This window comes from Streptomyces sp. DG1A-41 (assembly GCF_037055355.1).
In the GTDB taxonomy this organism is placed as follows: domain Bacteria; phylum Actinomycetota; class Actinomycetes; order Streptomycetales; family Streptomycetaceae; genus Streptomyces.
This window is the reverse complement of sequence record NZ_CP146350.1, coordinates 8,031,664-8,049,001: the sequence shown is the minus strand read 5'-3', so window position 1 is coordinate 8,049,001 and position 17,338 is coordinate 8,031,664. Positions and strand designations below refer to the sequence as shown.

At 69.9% G+C, this 17,338-nt stretch carries 14 protein-coding genes and 1 pseudogene; 5 read left to right on the top strand and 10 right to left on the bottom strand.

Annotated features, from left to right (window positions below; all coding sequences use genetic code 11):
* Window positions 1-9: 9 nt before the first annotated feature.
* The 7 genes from V8690_RS37190 to V8690_RS37160 form a co-directional block, all read right to left on the bottom strand.
* Window positions 10-246, bottom strand: a complete 237-nt coding sequence (locus tag V8690_RS37190) for a hypothetical protein (RefSeq protein WP_338784442.1) — start codon at window positions 244-246, stop codon at window positions 10-12.
* A complete protein-coding gene (locus V8690_RS37185; protein ID WP_338784441.1) occupies window positions 243-410 on the bottom strand; it encodes a hypothetical protein in 168 nt (55 codons plus the stop codon). The genes V8690_RS37190 and V8690_RS37185 overlap by 4 nt, the downstream gene beginning before the upstream one ends.
* Before the next feature lie 131 nt (window positions 411-541).
* The gene (locus V8690_RS37180) at window positions 542-1,972 is read right to left on the bottom strand and encodes a glycoside hydrolase family 43 protein (RefSeq protein ID WP_338784440.1); all 1,431 of its coding nucleotides are present in this window, start codon (window positions 1,970-1,972) and stop codon (window positions 542-544) included.
* A gap of 236 nt (window positions 1,973-2,208) precedes the next feature.
* The gene (locus V8690_RS37175; RefSeq protein ID WP_338784439.1) at window positions 2,209-2,373 is read right to left on the bottom strand and encodes a hypothetical protein; all 165 of its coding nucleotides are present in this window, start codon (window positions 2,371-2,373) and stop codon (window positions 2,209-2,211) included.
* A gap of 1,078 nt (window positions 2,374-3,451) precedes the next feature.
* Window positions 3,452-5,035, bottom strand: a complete 1,584-nt coding sequence (locus V8690_RS37170) for a DHA2 family efflux MFS transporter permease subunit (RefSeq protein ID WP_338785593.1) — start codon at window positions 5,033-5,035, stop codon at window positions 3,452-3,454.
* A 217-nt stretch (window positions 5,036-5,252) separates the two neighbouring features.
* Entirely contained in the window at window positions 5,253-6,572 is a 1,320-nt protein-coding gene (locus V8690_RS37165; RefSeq protein WP_338784438.1) for a glycine cleavage T C-terminal barrel domain-containing protein, read from the bottom strand.
* Window positions 6,573-6,687: 115 nt separating this feature from the next.
* On the bottom strand, window positions 6,688-6,909 hold the full coding sequence (locus V8690_RS37160) for a hypothetical protein (RefSeq protein WP_338784437.1): 222 nt from the start codon (window positions 6,907-6,909) through the stop codon (window positions 6,688-6,690).
* 123 nt (window positions 6,910-7,032) lie between these two features.
* Between V8690_RS37160 and V8690_RS37155 the strand changes: the two genes are divergently transcribed.
* Window positions 7,033-8,028, top strand: coding sequence for an Lrp/AsnC family transcriptional regulator (locus tag V8690_RS37155; protein ID WP_338784436.1), 996 nt, complete (start codon window positions 7,033-7,035; stop codon window positions 8,026-8,028).
* 234 nt (window positions 8,029-8,262) lie between these two features.
* On the opposite strand, the gene V8690_RS37150 is transcribed toward V8690_RS37155, so the two are convergent.
* A complete protein-coding gene (locus V8690_RS37150) occupies window positions 8,263-8,502 on the bottom strand; it encodes a hypothetical protein (RefSeq protein ID WP_338784435.1) in 240 nt (79 codons plus the stop codon).
* A 218-nt stretch (window positions 8,503-8,720) separates the two neighbouring features.
* A pseudogene (locus tag V8690_RS37145) lies at window positions 8,721-9,404 on the bottom strand (response regulator transcription factor).
* A 482-nt stretch (window positions 9,405-9,886) separates the two neighbouring features.
* Here V8690_RS37145 and V8690_RS37140 point away from each other — a divergent pair.
* From V8690_RS37140 to V8690_RS37125, 4 genes are all read left to right on the top strand, one after another.
* Window positions 9,887-11,887, top strand: coding sequence for an RICIN domain-containing protein (locus tag V8690_RS37140; protein ID WP_338784434.1), 2,001 nt, complete (start codon window positions 9,887-9,889; stop codon window positions 11,885-11,887).
* A gap of 627 nt (window positions 11,888-12,514) precedes the next feature.
* The gene (locus V8690_RS37135; RefSeq protein ID WP_338784433.1) at window positions 12,515-12,817 is read left to right on the top strand and encodes a hypothetical protein; all 303 of its coding nucleotides are present in this window, start codon (window positions 12,515-12,517) and stop codon (window positions 12,815-12,817) included.
* A gap of 568 nt (window positions 12,818-13,385) precedes the next feature.
* Window positions 13,386-14,588 (top strand): DUF3500 domain-containing protein, encoded by a 1,203-nt coding sequence (locus V8690_RS37130; protein ID WP_338784432.1) that lies wholly within the window; start codon window positions 13,386-13,388, stop codon window positions 14,586-14,588.
* On the top strand, window positions 14,585-16,036 hold the full coding sequence (locus V8690_RS37125; protein ID WP_338784431.1) for a HupE/UreJ family protein: 1,452 nt from the start codon (window positions 14,585-14,587) through the stop codon (window positions 16,034-16,036). Before V8690_RS37130 ends, V8690_RS37125 begins: the two co-directional genes overlap by 4 nt.
* A gap of 360 nt (window positions 16,037-16,396) precedes the next feature.
* Here V8690_RS37125 and V8690_RS37120 read toward each other — a convergent pair whose 3' ends face one another.
* The gene (locus V8690_RS37120) at window positions 16,397-17,329 is read right to left on the bottom strand and encodes a glycosyl hydrolase (RefSeq protein ID WP_338784430.1); all 933 of its coding nucleotides are present in this window, start codon (window positions 17,327-17,329) and stop codon (window positions 16,397-16,399) included.
* Window positions 17,330-17,338: the final 9 nt, after the last annotated feature.

The window sequence follows — 17,338 nt, the reverse complement described above, 5'->3', positions numbered from 1 at the left end:
GGCGGCCGGTCAGGGCCCGGCTCGCGGGCTGGGGCCCTCCGCCCCTTCGTCCGCGCGCGCCCCCTCCTGTGGCCCTTCGTGCGGTCCCGCGCCGTCGCGGAAGACGGTCGGCGGTCCGGGCGCGCCGGTCTCTCCCAGCACGTTGTGCTCCCGGACGGCGGCTCTCTCGGGGTCGACCACGGCGTCGGTCGTCCTGCCCACCTCCGACAGCGTCATCTGGGCGCGGTCGTCGACCAGTCGGGTCACGAGGTGCTGGGCGGGCCGAAGGCCGCGGCCCAGCCGAGAACCTGCGCCCTGCTGTCGAGGTCGCTGAGCCCGGGGACGAAGGCGCCCCGGATCAGCAGCAGTCCGAGGAAGGCGGACAGGGCGCCGGTGGGGAACTTCAGCACCGCCGATGCCAGGGGCAGCATTTGATTCGGAAACGGATTCCCTTGAACCGGCTGAGCCGCCCGCCGGGTGCGCCCGCCGGACGGCCCTGAACAAGATCAGCCGTTGAATCGACACCCCCGTCCTCGGGTGGGGTGCCGGCATCCCGGTCAGGTCAGCTCGTCACCCGGAAGGTGGCGTCGCTGCGGCCCGTCGCGGTGGTGATCGGGTCGAGCCGGAGTTGGTACGCGTAGTGCCGGATGTACCGGTCCGGGTGGTTGTACGACTGGAACGACGACCATGTCGAGTCGGCAAGGCCGGCGACCTGACGGAAGGTGGCGTCCGCGGCGAACTGAGCGCTGCCGTCGTTGTAGGCCAGCTGGAAGTCGAACCCGGAGTGCCGCAGGAAGTAGCCGGGGAAGTTCACCGACTCGAAGGAGACGGTGTCGGAGCCGGCGAGGCCGGGCCGTAGCCGGAACTGGGCGTCCGGGCCGGTGATGTTCTGGTCGATGCGCACGTCGAAGTCGGCGTGCCGCACGTACCGGTCCTGGAAGTTGTACGACTGGATCCGGCTGACCGGGGCGTTGGCCCAGCGGGCGAGAACGCGGGACTCCTCGGCGGCCGTCAGGTTCAGGATCGAGCCGTGGCGCTTCTTGGTGCCGCCCATGGAGTAGGTTCCCGACGCCGGAAGCTGATAGGTGCCGGAACTGGACGGGTTGGTCGTCGTGACCGGCATGTACCCCTTTCCGGAGGCGTACTGGTCGAGGTAGAGCGCCCACTCGTTGCGGTCACGGAACTTCATCCACATCGGGCCTTCGACCTGGGAGCCGGTGAGGCCGATGCCGGAGAGGTTGCCGAGGCTGGTCCAGGTGCCGAGGATCGAGTTGCTGCCTTCGAGCGTGATCTGGCCGTCGCCGGAAGCCCGTACGTAGCGGTAATTGCCGACGCCGCTCGGCATCTCGACGATCTGGGTGTCGATGATTTCCTGGGTGCCGGGGCGCTCGATGTAGACCTGCGGGGTGGTGATGGAGCGGAAGTCGCTGGTGTGGGCGTAGTAGATGCGATGCTTCGTCGCGCCGTTGAGGGGCTTGTTCGTCGCCCAGTACAGGACGTAGTCGTTGCTGGCCGGGTCCCAGATCGCCTCCGGCGCCCACGCGTTGCGCCCGTCGGGGATCGCGCCGGCGACGTTGAGCAGCCACGGCTGCGACCAGGTGACCAGGTCCGTCGACTCCCACACCACAAGACTGCGGCTGCCGTCGTTGATGGACTGACTCCATGTCTGCCCGCAGCTGATGCACAGGTCGGTCGCGATGATCCAGTACTTGTCGCCGCCCGGGGACCGGACCAGTGCGGGGTCGCGCACCCCGCGCGTGCCGACAGTGGAACGAAGGGCCATTCCGCCGCCGTTGAGGTCGGTCCAGTTCAGGCCGTCCGTGCTGTGCGAGAAGTAGATCTGCTGATTGGTCGACCCCTCCCCGATGAAGTGCGTCATCAGGTAGCCCGGGTCGGCAGCGGCCGCCCGGTCCGGTGTGGTCAGGGCTTGGCCTGTGAAGAGAAGGCCGACGGCGACGAGTATCGCCGTCAGCCGGGAGAGAAGCACGGACATGTTCGTTTCCTGTCTTTCTGCGGGTGCCGCAATCGGTGAGAGCGGGGGGAATAAGGGCCGGTCGCTGCGCCAAGGCGGCACCGTGGGCTGCAGGACTTCGCGTCCTGCCGGTCAACGGGCCAAGGAATCGTGGTGTCAGCGGTTCGATGCCCAGCAGGTGGCCGGTGCCGTTCGAGGAGTGACCCGGTGTCTCCGGGGGATCGGTGACAGCGGTGTGGGTGCCAGGTGCGCGGCTTTCAGGTACGTGACCAGTGGAAGCTGGCGGCTGTGCCGCAAATTCTTTGTTCGAGCAGGGAGAGGTTCTCGGTCGAGACGCCGACGACGTTGACGCACTTGCCGCTGAGGCGGGCTCTGGGCTGGCGGTATCCGTCGGTGGCACCCCACTGGAACAGTCGTCTCATGGCCCTTCGGCGGTACGGGAGACACCCGAGGACCAACTACCCATTCAGTTCGGCATTTAGAACAGTGTCCGGGAATTCGGCCAGACGTTAGAAGGACCACAGGAAGGTGTCAAGAGGGCAGGAGAAAAGACGGCTGGTGCCTGACCGTGCTCACGCCGCCAGGCGGTCAGTCGGCATCACTCATGCTCACGAAGGTTCCACAGGCGTCGCCTCCAGCAGCTCGGACGGCCACCCGGCGGCCAGGCTCCCCCCTCTGTTCCGCGATGCGCCGGAAGATCCCCTCCGCTGATCGGGGCCCGAAGCCACCCCGCACGGATCCCCGGCTGCCCGTCCGGCATCTGCCACCCGCCTGGCCCTCTTCGAGGACGTGGTCATCGAAGAAGGCGAGCAACGACGAATGGGGCGCAGTTACGGTCCGCCGGGCGAGTCCGGGGCAATGCCGTTGCATCCGTCGTCCACGTCGGAGTTCACCTCGGAGAGCGTCATGCCGGAAAAGGTACGGCCGCCCGCCACGGGTACGGCGGGCGGCGTGGGCGTGGTGTCAGGGGCGGTAACGGTCGGCGGGGTGGGACAGGCCATCGGGGCGCGGGTACGGCGCGGGCTGGTAGGCACATAACGCGTCGACCCGGATGAATCGGCCTCCGTGCGCGGGCGTTGAGCGTGGCAGGGTCGGTTCCCTGCCACTGGCCCGTGGTGACGCGGGTCTCCAGGGAGTGCAGAGCGGCGACCCCTTCGCCCGTGCTGGCTGCGCGTCACCCGTGAGACGGGCGACGGGCTCGGGTTGCCCCGTGCCGCAGTTCGTCGACCCTCGGCCGAGGTAAGCCGGCCGCCACCTGCCGTCGAGGCGTTCCGCGCCGTGCACGGCGACGTCACCACGGTGGCCGCCTCCGACGACGACATCGCGCCGCGCGTCCTGACCGCCCTGCACGACCTTGAACCTCCCTGATCCCAACGCCCTGACAGTGATCGGCTCCGGCGACACCGAGTACGGCACCCTGGCCACGCCCGCGCTGACGCCGTGCGCAACGGCGTCGAGCCCGAGGACGCGTCGCCGCACGATGCGTCACCCATCGCCCGGTCAGCCGCGCCGGTGTCCCAAAGGCTGGACGGTGCCCGCCGTCCGGGCCTTCTCGGCGGAGGCTTCCGGGCGGCTGTGCTGTGCCGTACCTGCGGCCACCGCACCTCCTGCGGTCTGCTTGGGACGGCGCAGGAGGGTGGCCGCGCACACGGCCGCGATCAGCACCAGTACCGCCGCCGCGATGAAGCACAGCCGCAGGCCGTCCAGGAGGGAGTCGCCCAGGGCACCGTAGACCTGACCGGCGGTGGAGCCGAGGTCCATCCCGGCGACCGCGCCCAGACCGCCGTCCTTCGCCGTGGCGACGATGGTCTGGGCCTGGGTGCCGGTCACACCGGCACCGGCGAGATGGCCGGACAGGGTGTCCACAGCGCGGGTGGACAGCAGGGCGCCGAGGACGGCCGGGCCGAGCGCGCCGCCGACCTGGCGGAAGGCGTTGTTGGCGGCCGAGGCCATGCCCGCCAGGTGGTGCGGCACGGCGGCGACGGCGGTGGCCGTCATCGGCGTGGTGACGAGCCCGAGGCCGACGCCCAGCAGGATCAGCCGCCAGGCGATGGAGCCGTAGGAGGTGTCGGCGTCGAGGTCCGTCATCGCCAGCAGGGACCCGGCGACCAGCAGCAGCCCGACGGTGATCATGACGCGGGCGGAGACGCGGTGCATCAATCGACCGGCCGGTGCCCCCGACACGATCGCGGCGACCGGGACGAGGAGCAGGCGGGCGCCTGCCTCCAGGGTGCCGAGCTGCTGCACCATGCCGAAGTACAGGCTGAGGACGAAGAAGAAGCCGATCAGCCCGAGGAACGTGATCAGGGCGACCAGGGCGGTGGCGGTGAAGGCCGCGCTGCGGAAGACCGCCAGGTCCAGCATGGGGCTGGCGCTGCGCTTCTCCGCCACGACGAACGCGATCAGCGCGACGACGCCCAGTGCGAGGGCGGCGACCACCTTGGTGGCGGTGAAGGAGTCGGCGCCGCCCTCGATCACGCCGTAGACCAGGGCGGTGATGCCGATGGCCGCGGTGATCTGGCCGGGCCAGTCGAGCCTGCGTCCGTGCGGGGCGCGTGAGTCGGTCAGCAGCGGGGCGGCCACCGCCATCGCGAGCAGCGAGAGGGGGATGGACAGCAGGTAGATCCAGCGCCAGGCGAAGTGCTCGAGGATGACGCCGGCGATGACCGGGCCGACGGCCAACGCCGCGAGCATGGCCATGGCCCACATGCCGATGAACTTGCCGCGCTCGCGGTGGTCGGGCACCGCGTGGCTGATCAGCGCGAGCGTGATGGGCAGCAGTGCGGCCGAGCCCAGACCGGCCAGGGCCTGTCCGGCCCACAGGGTTTGGACGTTGTGTGCGCTCAGGGCGACCGCCGCCCCGGCGGCGCTGAGGAACAGGCCCGCCTGGAAGACCTTCTTGCGGCCGTGCACGTCGCCGAAGACGCCGGCGGTCATGATGAAGGCGGCCATGGGCAGGACGAACGCGTCCTGGACCCAGGACAGCTGGGCGGTCGAGGTGTTCAGCACCCGCTGGATGGCGGGCAGGCTGACGGCGACCGTGGTGATCGGCAGGTAGGCGACGAACATGCCGAGGCAGGCCATGACGAAGGTGGCCGCCCGCCTGTCCGTCGACCCGCTCGCCGATGTGGTGACGTTCACGGAACTTCTCCGTCTTCTCCCGTGCGGCGTGATGCGCCGCAGTCGATTGGGGGGGAAGGGTGGGTGGTGCTCAGGGGCTGCCGTGCCGGAGCGGGCGGCCCCTGTCCGCGGTACGCGGCCGGTGGCGTCCCGCGGGGTCGGTGGGCGAGGTCTCCTCGACTTACGCGGCTGATCCGAACTCGGCCCGGTACGCGGCCAGATGGGCGCGCAGCTCGGCACGGGAGCGAACGCGCTTGAAGGGGGCCTTGGCGACGGTGGCCCGGATCCGCTTGACCGGGTCGCCGGGATTGCCCCAGACGACCTCGACCTGCGTGCCGATCTCGGCGTCGGCGACGTTCAGCACGGCCAGCGAGAGCATCTTGCGGAAGTAGTAGCTGTAGCCGCGGGAGGTGGCCGTGCCGACGAGGACGCCGTCGCGCTCCACCCGGTCCACCCACAGGTGGCCGCGCAGGTCGCGGGGCATGTCCATGAACGTGTGGTGCGGGCCGTCGCCGTACAGCGAGCGATGCACGTCCAGGACGTCGTCGCTGTTCCACACGAGCGTGCGCAGCACCCGCGTGGGCCGGGCGAGCTTCTCCCGCAGCGCCGCGTCCCCGAGGAAGGCGTGGTCGAAGCTGATCTGCCGGGTCCAGCCGAGTTCCACCGGGTCGCGGTAGTAGTCGCGCAGGTACTCGCCCTCGAAGCTGCCGGCGATGAAGGCCCGCGGGATGTGCCAGGGCGAGCTGAGCAGGTGGGTGAGGAAGACGGCCTGCTCGGGCTCGTACAGGGCGGGCAGGTAGTCCAGGTTCCGCGTGGGGACGGCGTTCTCCAGGTGGTTGATGGGCGCGGCCCGGTTGCCCAGGCGGCGGATGCCGTACTTCTGCCCGGCCTCGACGACCGCGTCGCACACGGCGCCGCCGAACTCGCGCGGGCCCTGCAACTCGAAGCCGACCTCGCCGGCCATACCCTGACGCAGCGCCCAGACTCCGTGCCCTGCGATGGTGGTGGGCACCGCGCACATGTAGGGGGTGTCCAACAGCCGCTCGTCGCCGGTGAGTTCCATCAGCAGCGGGATCGACGAGGGGCCGGATACCTGGTACACGAACCAGTCCTCGTCCTCGGCGGTGGCCCTGGAGTCGCCGTGCTCCAGGTTGTACCGGGCCCAGTCGCCGCCCGGCCCGTGGAAGACGTAGTCCTCCTCGTCCAGCCGGGTCAGGATGCCCTCGCTCATGACGTGGCCGTGCGTGTTGGTCTGCACGACGTGCTTGGAGGCGCCCACCGGGAACCGTCGGAAGGAGTTGACCGAGATGCCCGAGAACAGCTCCGGCACACCCGGGCCGCGGAAGCGGGTCTGCGGCAGGAACGACCAGTCACCGATGTAGCAGGTCTGCTTCCACGACATGCTCTCGTCGAGCCAGTCGGTGTGCTCCGGCCGCCCGAAGAGCTTGGCGAGGATGTCGAACGCGGGTGTCGAGCGGAAGGTGTCGACGGTGAAGTCCACGGGGACGGGTGCCTCTCTGGGGATGCAGCGGTGGGTGGGGGCGGTTCGTCGGCACAGTGCGGCCCAGAGGCCCGGAACGCCCGCTGGGGGATGCGAGGACGGCGCTCCGGGCCGGTCATGGAGCGGCGACGACGCCCCGCCGGGCAGTCGGCCGGCAGACTCGCGGAAGCACTGCCGCGGGCACCGGGGCCACGTCGCCGATCACCCGCTGGATGCGGGAGACACCGGTGTGCGGGAGCAGCGCCCGATGGGGTGCCACCACGCCTGCCGTGGCGAAGTGCATCAGCACGACGCACGTGCCGATGCAGGCCGCCGTCGGCGCCGGCCGCGTGCTCATGGGAGTCACGTCCTTTCTTCAGGACACGATCAGCATCCACCTCGCAGGCCACAACCATGAACTCGTCAGCCCGAAACAAACAAAAACCTCTGCACAGCTCGAAGGCCGTGACAGACTCCCTTCGTGATCGACGATGTGGACAGGAAAATCCTCCACGCGCTCCAGTGCGCACCCCGTCTCCCGTTCCGGCGCATCGCCGAGGCGACCGGCGTGTCGGAACAGACGGCCGCCCGCCGCTACCATGCCCTGCGCCGCAGCGGGGTGATGCGCGTGGTCGGCCTGGTCAACCCGGCGGTGCACGGCCAGGCCCAGTGGGTGGCCCGCATCCGCTCCCGCCCCGACCGGGTCGGCCCCCTGGCGGACTCCCTGGCCAAGCGGCCGGACATCGCCTACGCCAACCTCGCCTCGGGCGGCTCGGAGATCATCTGCACGGTCCGCTCCCCCGTCGAGGCCCACCGCGACGACATCCTCCTGCGTCAACTGCCCCGCTCCGCCTCCGTCCTCGACGTCAGCATCGACCTCCTCCTGCACCCCTTCGGCGAGACCGGCACCAGTGAATGGACCGGCTACGGCGCCGGCCTCACCCCCGACCAGGTACGGCAGCTCACCGCCGACCGGCCACCCGCCCCCGCCGGACCACTACGGCCCCCCACGGACGAGGACACCCCCCTGCTGGACGCCCTCGCCGAGGACGGCCGCACCACCCACACCCGCCTCGCCGAGCTCACCGGCTGGTCCAACGCGCGCGTCGCCCGTCGCCTGGAGGCCCTGGAGAACTCCGGCACCCTCTTCTACGACGTAGAACTGCTGCCCGAGCGCCTCGGCCACACCCTGAACGCCACCCTCTGGCTGCGCGTCGCCCCCGCCCGGCTCGAACAGGCCGGGGAAGAACTCGCCCGGCACCCCGAAGTCGCCTTCGCCGGCGCCATCAGCGGCCACCACAACCTGATGGTCAGCGTCATCTGCCGCGACACCGAGGACTTCTACCGCTACCTCACCACCCGCGTCGCCGCCATCGACGGCATCGACGCCTACGAGGTCAGCATCCGCGTCCGCCGCCTGAAACAGGGCGCCTCACTCATCTTCCACGGCCGCCTCGTCCATCCGGCGCCGGCATGATCGACCAAGCCCTGACGACCGTTGCGCCAAGCAACTCGACGAGATCGAGCGCGCGCCGAACAGTCCCTCACCTCCCGCCGAGCCTGGGTTGCCCCTGCTGTCCCGCAGAGGGCGGCCCAGAGCGAGCCGGCGCGGGACGACCGCCCCCTCGGCGAACGGCAGCGGCCTGCGGCGTGTCGCGCACGACGTGGTCCACGACGTCGTACGAGTACAGGTAGCCGGTGCCGTTGCCCCTCAGGGCCGGAGGATCCAGGCGGTGGAGCAGCCGTGGAAGGTACCGATCTCCACCACCGTCTCCGGTCGGGTCTCGCTCAGAAACAGGTAGGTGATCTCCGCTCCGATGTCGTCGGGTTGGGCCTTCAGCGAGGTCGGCGGCGCGAGCAGCTTCCGCTGCTTCCCGCGGGCCCGTCGAGGTCGTCGGTCGTAGGCGCACCAGAGCCGGATGATGTGGTCGACGTAGATGGTCTGGCGCATGAGCGCTCCGTGCGAAACCGGTCTGGTCGATCAGGACACGGTGACACTGGGGCGTGGGGACAAGTCGGTACGTCGCACCCGGGTGCCGACTCCGGTCTCACGCCTGCGTATCAGGCGATGGAGCCCCGGGGCCGGAGTGTGCCGGTGCCCCGATCGTGACGGTGGCGCCGGTCCTGCCCGTCCGTGATGACCGCAGCCGGCCGCGCCGCGCGTGTGGTTCAGCCGGACGCTCCCGGAGCGACCAGCCGCGACTCGTGATCCGTGACGACGAGTTGGGCCCTGTCTCGGGCACCGAGCTTGGCGAGCAGCCGGCTCATGTGGGTCTTGACGGTCTGTTGCGCCACGACCAGCGTCGCGGCGATCTCCGTATTCGACAGGCCCCGCGCGACCAGCAGCAGGACCTCCGTCTCCCGTGGCGTGAGGCCGTTGAGCCGCAGGCGGGTGTTCGGGCGCGGGACGGGGCGGCGCCGGGTTAGCCGTGTCCTCGATGGGACGACGGGTGAGGGACGGAGCGAGCAGCGCTTCGCCGGCGGCGATCACCCGTACCGCCTGGACGAGTTCGGCGACCGGGGCGTCCTTGAGCAGGAAGCCGCGGACCCGGCGTGCAGGGCCTCGTAGACGTAGCCGTCGATGTCGAAAGTCGTCAACATCAGCACCTTTGGGCGGTGCACCACACCGGGCGGCGGATCGAGCAGCCGCCGGGCCGCCTCCAGCCCGTCCATCTCCGGCATCCGTACATCCATCAGCACCACGTCGGGGTGCGTACTGCGGCTGACCTCGACGCCGAGTCGGCCGTTGAGCGCCTCCCCCACGACGTCGATGTCGCTCTGCGCGGACAGCAGCGCGGCGAACCCCGAGCGCACCATGTCCTGGTCGTCCACGACGACCACCCGGATAGCCATGCCCATCTCGCCTGTCCTCGTCACCCGACAAAGCCGTGCGGCCCGACCACATGGCGGCGGAGGCGTGGCTGCGGCGGTATCGCCGTACTCCTGCGGCCGGGGCGGAGACCGGGCTCCACTTCCCCTCCCAGCAGGGACCACCGCCTCGGCCGAACGGTCATGAGCAACCGGCCCGGGCGCGCGAAATCTCGGCCGATCGGCGGATTGAGGAGCACGGAGCCGATCCTGATCGTCGGCATCGCCAGGGCACGCGCACGCCTCCAGCTGATCTGCCGCACGAAATCCAACGAGATAAGACAGAACCATTGACCTGCCGTTTGTCGCACCTCTACCTTCTGATCGATTCACCGAACTCAGTCCGGTATATCGGACAGGAGTGGCGGTGGCCGCACACGCGTGTGCCCCAGAGCCTCGCACGACGGCTCTGGACCGGCGTCCTGGCAGGATCACGTTCTTCCCCCTTCCCTCCCCTGGAGAGCCGCATGTCCCCCACTGCTGCGCGAAGATGGACAAGACGCATCACCGCACGGGTCCTCGCCGTCGGGCTCGTCATCGCCGGTCTGGCGAGTTTCGACCGGCAGGAGCCGTCGGCGCCCCTGGCCGTCGAACCGGCCGCCGTGAGCACCCATCAGATCGGCGTCACCCCGCCGCCGATGGGCTGGGCGTCCTGGAACAGCTTCTTCAGCAGCATCGACCACAACGTGATCAAGCAGCAGGCAGACGCCCTGGTCTCCTCCGGCATGGCGGACGCCGGCTACAAGTACGTCAACCTCGACGACGGCTGGTGGCAGGGCCAGCGCGACGCCAACGGCAACATCGTCGTCGACGAGACCCTGTGGCCCGGCGGCATGAAGGCGATCGCCGACTACATCCACAGCAAGGGCCTGAAGGCCGGCATCTACACCGACGCCGGCAAGCAGGGCTGCGGCTACTACTACCCCACCACCCGCCCCGCCGCGCCCAACACCGGCATGGAGGGCCACTACCAGCAGGACCTGGAGACCTTCCAGCGCTGGGGCTTCGACTACGTCAAGATCGACTGGTGCGGCGGCCGGGTAGAGGGCCTGGACCAGGAGACCACGTACAAGCAGATCGCCGCTGCGAACGAGGCCGCGTCCGCGGTCACCGGCCGCAAGCTCGTGCTGTCCTTCTGCGAGTGGGGCACCGGCCTGCCGTGGAACTGGGCGCCGGGCCACGGCGACCTGTGGCGCACCAGCCACGACGTGCTCCTGTACAAGGAGACCCCGGGCCTGACGAAGATGTATCGCAACTTCGACGAGGCCCTCCAGCCCGCGGCCCAGCACACCGGCTACTACAACGACCCCGACATGCTGATGGTCGGCCTGAACGGCATGACCGCCCAACGCAACCGGCTGCACATGAGCCTGTGGGCCATCTCCGGCGCCCCGCTGCTGGCCGGCAACAACGTGGCCACGATGAGCACCGCCACCCGCGACATCCTCACCAACCCCGAGGTCCTGGCCATCGACCAGGACCCGCGCGGTCTGCAGGGCGTCAAGGTCGCCGAGGACACCCGGAACCTGCAGGTGTACGGCAAGGTGCTCTCCGGCACCGGCAAGCGCGCGGTGATGCTGTTCAACCGCACCGGCTCCGCCGCGGACATCACCGTCCGCTGGGCCGACCTCGGCCTGACCACCGCCTCCGCCACCGTACGCAACGCCTGGACCCGCACCGACGCCGGCTCCTTCGCCACCGGCTACACCACCTCCGTCCCCGCGAACGACGCGGTCCTGCTGACCGTCTCCGGCACCGAGGCGGCCGGCGCGACGTACGAGGACTCCACCACCGCCACCACCCCGACGTTCGGCAACGTCACCGCCTCCACGGCGGGCACGAAGCTGGTGGACATCACCTACGCCAACGGCGGCAGCACCGCCCGCAAGGCCACCATCCAGGTGAACGGCCAGTTCAGGTACGTCGTGTCCTTCCCGCCGACCGGCTCGGCCACCACCTACCGCACGGTGTCCGTGCTCGCGCACCTGGCCAAGGGAGCGAACACCGTCCGGTTCGCCGCGGTCTCCGGCAGCACCGCACCCGACATCGACGCCCTCCGCGTCCAGGGCATCCCCGGCACCGACGGCACCGCCCTCGTCGGCTCCGCCTCCAACCGCTGCGTGGACATCGACAAGAACACCTACGTCAACGCCACCCAGGCACAGATCTGGGACTGCTCCGGCGGACGCAACCAGACCTTCACCCGGACCTCGCGCGGCGAACTCGTCGTCTACGGCAACAAGTGCCTCGACGCCGACAACAACGGCACCACCAACGGCACCAAGGTCATCATCTGGGACTGCACGGGCGGCACCAACCAGAAGTGGACCGTCAACTCCGACGGCACCCTCACCAACAGCCTCTCCGGCCTCTGCCTGGACGCCTCCGAAGCGGCAACCGCCAACGGCACCAAGCTGATCCTGTGGACCTGCAACGGCCAGAGCAACCAGAAGTGGACGCTCACCTGACCTGACGCCGTCACGGTGTGATGTCACCGTGCCGACCACGAACCCGATCCCGGCAACCGAACCTCCGGTTGCCGGGATCCGTCGTTCCGAAACCTGGCACCGTCAAACCCAGGTATGAGGCCAAAGGTCAGCACCTGGGTGTGACGTGCGTTCGCACTTCGCTCTCCTGCCTTCAGCGCGCCCCGACAACGGCCCATCAGCACGGAGCGCACGCATGCACCAGCACATCGAGAGGCGAGCCGGCCTCCGGGACCGTCAGGTCCGGTCGCCGCCCTCGGACTTCGCCATCGACACCGCACAGGGACGAGCGCTGGCGGTGGTCGTGCCCATGCTGGTCACGTTGGCCCTGGGCCTGTGGGGGATACGCCGGAAGGAACAGCATGTGGGGCGACGAATCCGTCACCTACCAGCTCGCACACCGCAGCGTGGTCATCTACACCCAGCGCCGAGCCCGCTGCCCCGGGACGGCGTGTGGCCCCCGACGCCCCAGGGCGCACAGGAACCACAGAAGGCTGGCAGGACGATTGACGGGCACAGGACCTGGCCCTACGTCCTGATCGATTTTCCGAACCCCATTCGAAATCCGGACCACTTCAGCTGTCCCCGCATGCCGCCTTGGAGCACAAGATGAGCTCAAACCCCCACCTGTCCCCCGTCGCGCCCTCCTGGGACTGTCCGCCGCCGTGCCCCGCCCTGACCCTCCAGACCGTCAGGAACTCGACGGCCCTCTCGCCGGTGCTGCGGGACGTGGACACCGAGGACTGGAAGTACCGCAACGCGGCCAGGGTCGCCCGGACGGTCATCGACAAGACCGGCCGCAACGCGGTCGTCCTGATACACGACATCCGCCCCACTCGGTCGCGGCCGTCCCCGAGATCCTGCGCACGCCGGCCGCTCGCGGCTACCACGTCGTCACCGTCAGCCACCTGAGCACCCCGTCCTCTGACCGAGGCCGCGCAACCCCGCAATCGACGAACCACCAGATCTCCGGCGAAGAGCCGGACACCGAAGGAGTACGTGTGTACGTGTTGCACACGTCAGTCGGTCGCGGCTTGCTCCCGCCCTCGTTGGCATGGCGACCGTCGCTACAACCGTGTCAGGACCGGCCGCGGTCGACGCGATCACGCGTCTGCCGCTGTTCAGCGGGCCGGAGCGCGGAGGTCCTGCCGACGGTGGAGAAGGTGCCGGGACGGCGGCCTTCTCGCGACGCGCGCCCGTTTCGGCGGCTGAAGGCGCGATGAGAGAAACCTGTCAACGGGCAAAGGATATTTCCCGTATACGGGGTGCCAGCCATCCAATTGGGACAGGCCCGAAGGCTCGCGCGTTGAGCTGTCAACAATATTGCTGATAGTTCTCTCATCCAGCGCGCGCGTGTTCTGGACGCCGCCGCCCGCAGAGTCGGCGCACCGTCCCCCACCCTTGTCTTCAGGGAGTGTTCGTGAGCAAAGAGAGAACAAGTCGGGCTCGTCACCGACGGACTTGGCGGGGCATAGCCGGCGTGGCCGCCGGTGTGGTCCTCGTCGGGGGCGGATTCGTGGCGGCCAACGCCGCGACGACCACCGGCGACGGGCAGAAGGCGACCGCGGGTGTGCACTACCCGGTCGACAAGAAGGCCACCGGCGTCGCGTCCGTGGTCAGCGCGGCCAACGCGTTTCTGAACACGCTGGACTCCGACCAGCAGGCGGAGACACTGCTGGACTTCACCGAGGAGAACGCGACCGCCTGGTCGAACCTGCCGTGCGGTGGGTCCTGCCGGCCCGGCATCCAGACCGGCTCGCTGAGCGACGAGCAGCTGGCGGCCCTGAAGAACGTACTGAAGGTGGCCCTGGGCACCGGCAAGGACACCGGCTACGAGCACGTCCTGCAGACCCTCCTGGCCGACGACCAGCTGGCCTCGGCGGAGAGCTCCGGCTCCGGGCCCTCCGCGCCGTCGGGCGGCACGTCGAGCGCCCCCTCGGCCTCGGCCGACCCGAGCGCCACGGCCACCGACGCCCCTACGGGCACCCCACCGTCCGGCGGCCCCGGCGGCGGCGCAGGCGGCGGCGGGTACGGCAGCGACATCTACTTCCTGGCGTTCCTTGGCACCCCGTCGGCCGACGGCACCTGGCAGCTGCACTTCGGCGGCCACCACCTCGCCGTGAACATCACCTACAAGGACGGCAAGGTCTCCGGCGCCAGCCCGTTCTTCACCGGCGTGGAGCCCACCAGCTGGACCGCGGACGACGGCACCACCTACGAGCCGCTGGCGAGGTTCCGCAACGGCATGCTCGCCCTGACCGGCAGCCTGAGCACGGAACAGCTGGCCAAGGCCAAGCTGTCCGAGTCCTTCAACGACGTGCTGCTCGGCCCGGACGAGGACGGTCAGTTCCCCGAGACCAAGGAGGGCATCAAGGCCAGCGAGCTGTCGCCCAAGCAGCAGAAGCTGGTCCTGGAGGCGATCCACCCCTGGGTCGCGGGCGTGGACGACGCCACCGCGAAGAAGCTCATGAAGACCTACGCGCGTGAGCTGAAGGAGACCTACATCAGCTACTCCGGCGGCACGGGACTGGACACCCAGGGAGACTACGTCCGCATCGACGGCCCCAGCGTGTGGATCGAGTTCGTCTGCCAGAACGGCTTCGTCTACCAGGACAAGGTCCACTACCACACCGTCTACCGGGACCACACCCGCGACTACGGCAACGAGTTCTCCTTCTCATGACCCGACCGCGAAACTGGCTGACCACAGCACTGCGTCTGGTGGCCGGGATCGCGATCGCGGTACCGGCGACGCTCCTCCTCGGGGCGTCGCCGGCCGCCGCGCATCCGATGCCGCACTCGGTGGTGGAACTCGACGTGTACCAGGCGTCGGTGAGCGCACGGCTGGAACTGCCGGCCGACGACTTCGCCCGGGCCAGCGGGATCGACCTGAGCGACACCACCCAGGCCACGCTGTCCGGAAAGGCCGAGGCCATCCGGACCTACCTCGGCAAGCACATCCACCCGGCCACCGCCCAGGGCAAGGCCTGGCAGGTCAGCGTCGGCAGCCTGAACCTCAGCCGCAGCGAGCAGACCTCCACCGGCCCCTACCGCGAGCTGGTCGCCGAGGCCGTGCTCACCCCGCCGGCCGGCACCGACGTACGCCACTTCACCTTCGGCTACGACGTCATCGTCCATCAAGTCATCACGCACACCGCTTTGGTGACGGTACGTCAGGACTGGGCCGCCGGACAGGTCGACGGCGAGAGCACCACCCAGGTCGGCACCATCCGGGTCGACACCCGGACCATGACCGTCCCCGCCCTGAAGGTCGACCTCGGCGACGGCAGCGCCTGGCGCGGCTTCCTCGCCATGGTGAAGCTGGGCGGCGACCACATCCTCACCGGCACCGACCACCTGCTCTTCCTGCTGATCCTGCTCCTGCCCGCGCCGCTCGCGGCCACCGGACGGCGCTGGGACGGCCTGGTCGGCGCCCGGTCCGCGCTTCTCCGGATCGGCCGCATCACGCTCGCCTTCACCGCCGGGCACTCCGTCGCGCTGGCCGTCACCGCGCTCGGCCGCCTGGACATCCCCGACTGGCCGGTCGAGGCGTTCATCGCCGCCAGCATCCTCGTCGGCGCGATCCACGCGATCCGCCCCCTCTTCCCGGGCAAGGAGGCGCTCGTGGCCGGGGTCTTCGGGCTCGGCCACGGCATGGCGTTCTCCTTCGTCCTGGCCGAGATGCACCTGTCCACCGGACAGCTCCTGACCAGCCTCCTCGGCTTCAACCTCGGCATCGAACTGGTCCAGCTCCTGCTGGTCTGCCTGGCCCTGCCCTCACTGCTGGTGCTGGCACGCCTGCGCGTCCAGCCCACGCTACGACTGGCCGGCGCCCTGCTCACCGGCACGGCGGCGCTCGGCTGGCTGGCCGACCGCCTCGGCCTGCCCAACCCCGTCGCCCGGGCGGCCGACAGCGCCGGATCCCACACCACTGCGATGCTGGCCGCCCTCACGGTGACCGCACTCGCCGCCACCGCCTGGACCCTGGCCACCCGTCGGCACGCACGGCCCGGGTCGGCCGCGCCCTCTGCGGCGGCATGTCCCGAGTGTGAAGGGCGACACACGGCGACGACGTGTGAGCCGTACGATCGGGACCGGTCGACGGACACAGCCAACTCAGCGGCCCCATAGAGCCGTCGAGAGCCGCGAGCGGATGATCACGGGGTGGCGCCAAAGACCGGAGGGTGTTGTTCGGAGCAGCCAGTCGGCCCCATGACGGGCCGGGACGCGTCGATGCCGCGGGCTGTTCAGGCTCGGCGCGAGCCGGGTCCTGGTGAGCTCGGCCGACACCGAGCGGCCCTGGCCGAGGACATGCCGAGCGTCGGCGGGCGCCCGACGACGGGCACCGCCAAGGCGGCGGCCCTCACCACGGGGCTGCCTGTCCTCGCAGTCCGCCCCCAGGACCTGACCACAGAAGCTCATCGCCTCCTGGCCCCTTGCGACTGCGGCGGTGACCTTTATCGAACGACCACCCACACCACGTGACGCCTTCTAGGGCAGGGGGGACAGATCGAGTCGTACGGGCTCGTCGCGGTCACAGTGCAGGGAGCCGTCGACGACCCGTGCGGCGGCGACCTGGAGCGAGGAGCGGCGGGTGGCGTAGGTGTCCTCCTCGGCGGCGCCGACGCGGCCGGGGTGGGTGAAGTAGAAGACATAGGCAGTCTCCTCCTGAACGACCACGTCGGCGTGGAGGCCGATGGTCTGGTCGTCGGGGCGGCTGCCAGGCCTGTCCAGGATCAGGCCGTGGTATTCCCAGGTGGTGAGGTCGTCCGAGCGCAGCACGCCCTGGCCGCGCCATTCGTCGACGAGCATCCAGTAGTGGCCGCCGAGTTCGAAGACGTTGGGTCCTTCGTGCGGGCGATGGCCGATCACGAGGCCGGTGTGCCGCCACTGGTACAGGTCCGGGCTGTCGGCGGCATAGGTGAGCGAGCCGCGGCGACCGTCCTTGAACCACATGCGCCAGCCGCCGCCCGGTAGCGGGAACACACAGGCGTCGATGACCCCGTCGGAGCCGAGGTCCAGGGCGCCGTGGTGGGTCCAGTCCAGCAGGTCGGGGCTGGTGTAGTGGCGGATCCGGGCGTCGCCGTTCCAGTCGTCGCGTATGCCGCGGATGTAGCTGACGTACATGTGGTAGAGCCCGTCGTGCCAGATGATCTCCGGCGCCCAGAAGGTGTTGCGCCCCCACTCGGTCTCCAGGCCGGTGAGGGTGCCCCGGTAGGTCCAGGTGCGGCCGCCGTCCGCCGACGCGGCCACGCCCAGGTCGGTGCCGTACACCCAGGAGACGCCGGAGCCGGGGGCGGTGGTGCGGCGGTTGGTGTAGACGAGCCACCATTCGCCGGCCTGACGGTTCCAGACGGCGACCGGGTCGGCGGCTCCGTCGTAGATCGGGTCGCGGAAGAGCGGGGCACGGGCCACGCGGTTCACGGAGGTCCC

Coding starts and splice junctions, on each gene's coding strand:
- V8690_RS37185 (WP_338784441.1), bottom strand. CDS start 410: ATGCTGCCCCTGGCATCGGCGGTGCTGAAGTTCCCCACCGGCGCCCTG.
- V8690_RS37180 (WP_338784440.1), bottom strand. CDS start 1,972: ATGTCCGTGCTTCTCTCCCGGCTGACGGCGATACTCGTCGCCGTCGGC.
- V8690_RS37175 (WP_338784439.1), bottom strand. CDS start 2,373: ATGAGACGACTGTTCCAGTGGGGTGCCACCGACGGATACCGCCAGCCC.
- V8690_RS37170 (WP_338785593.1), bottom strand. CDS start 5,035: ATGGCCTGCCTCGGCATGTTCGTCGCCTACCTGCCGATCACCACGGTC.
- V8690_RS37160 (WP_338784437.1), bottom strand. CDS start 6,909: ATGAGCACGCGGCCGGCGCCGACGGCGGCCTGCATCGGCACGTGCGTC.
- V8690_RS37150 (WP_338784435.1), bottom strand. CDS start 8,502: ATGCGCCAGACCATCTACGTCGACCACATCATCCGGCTCTGGTGCGCC.
- V8690_RS37140 (WP_338784434.1), top strand. CDS start 9,887: ATGTCCCCCACTGCTGCGCGAAGATGGACAAGACGCATCACCGCACGG.
- V8690_RS37135 (WP_338784433.1), top strand. CDS start 12,515: ATGAGCTCAAACCCCCACCTGTCCCCCGTCGCGCCCTCCTGGGACTGT.
- V8690_RS37125 (WP_338784431.1), top strand. CDS start 14,585: ATGACCCGACCGCGAAACTGGCTGACCACAGCACTGCGTCTGGTGGCC.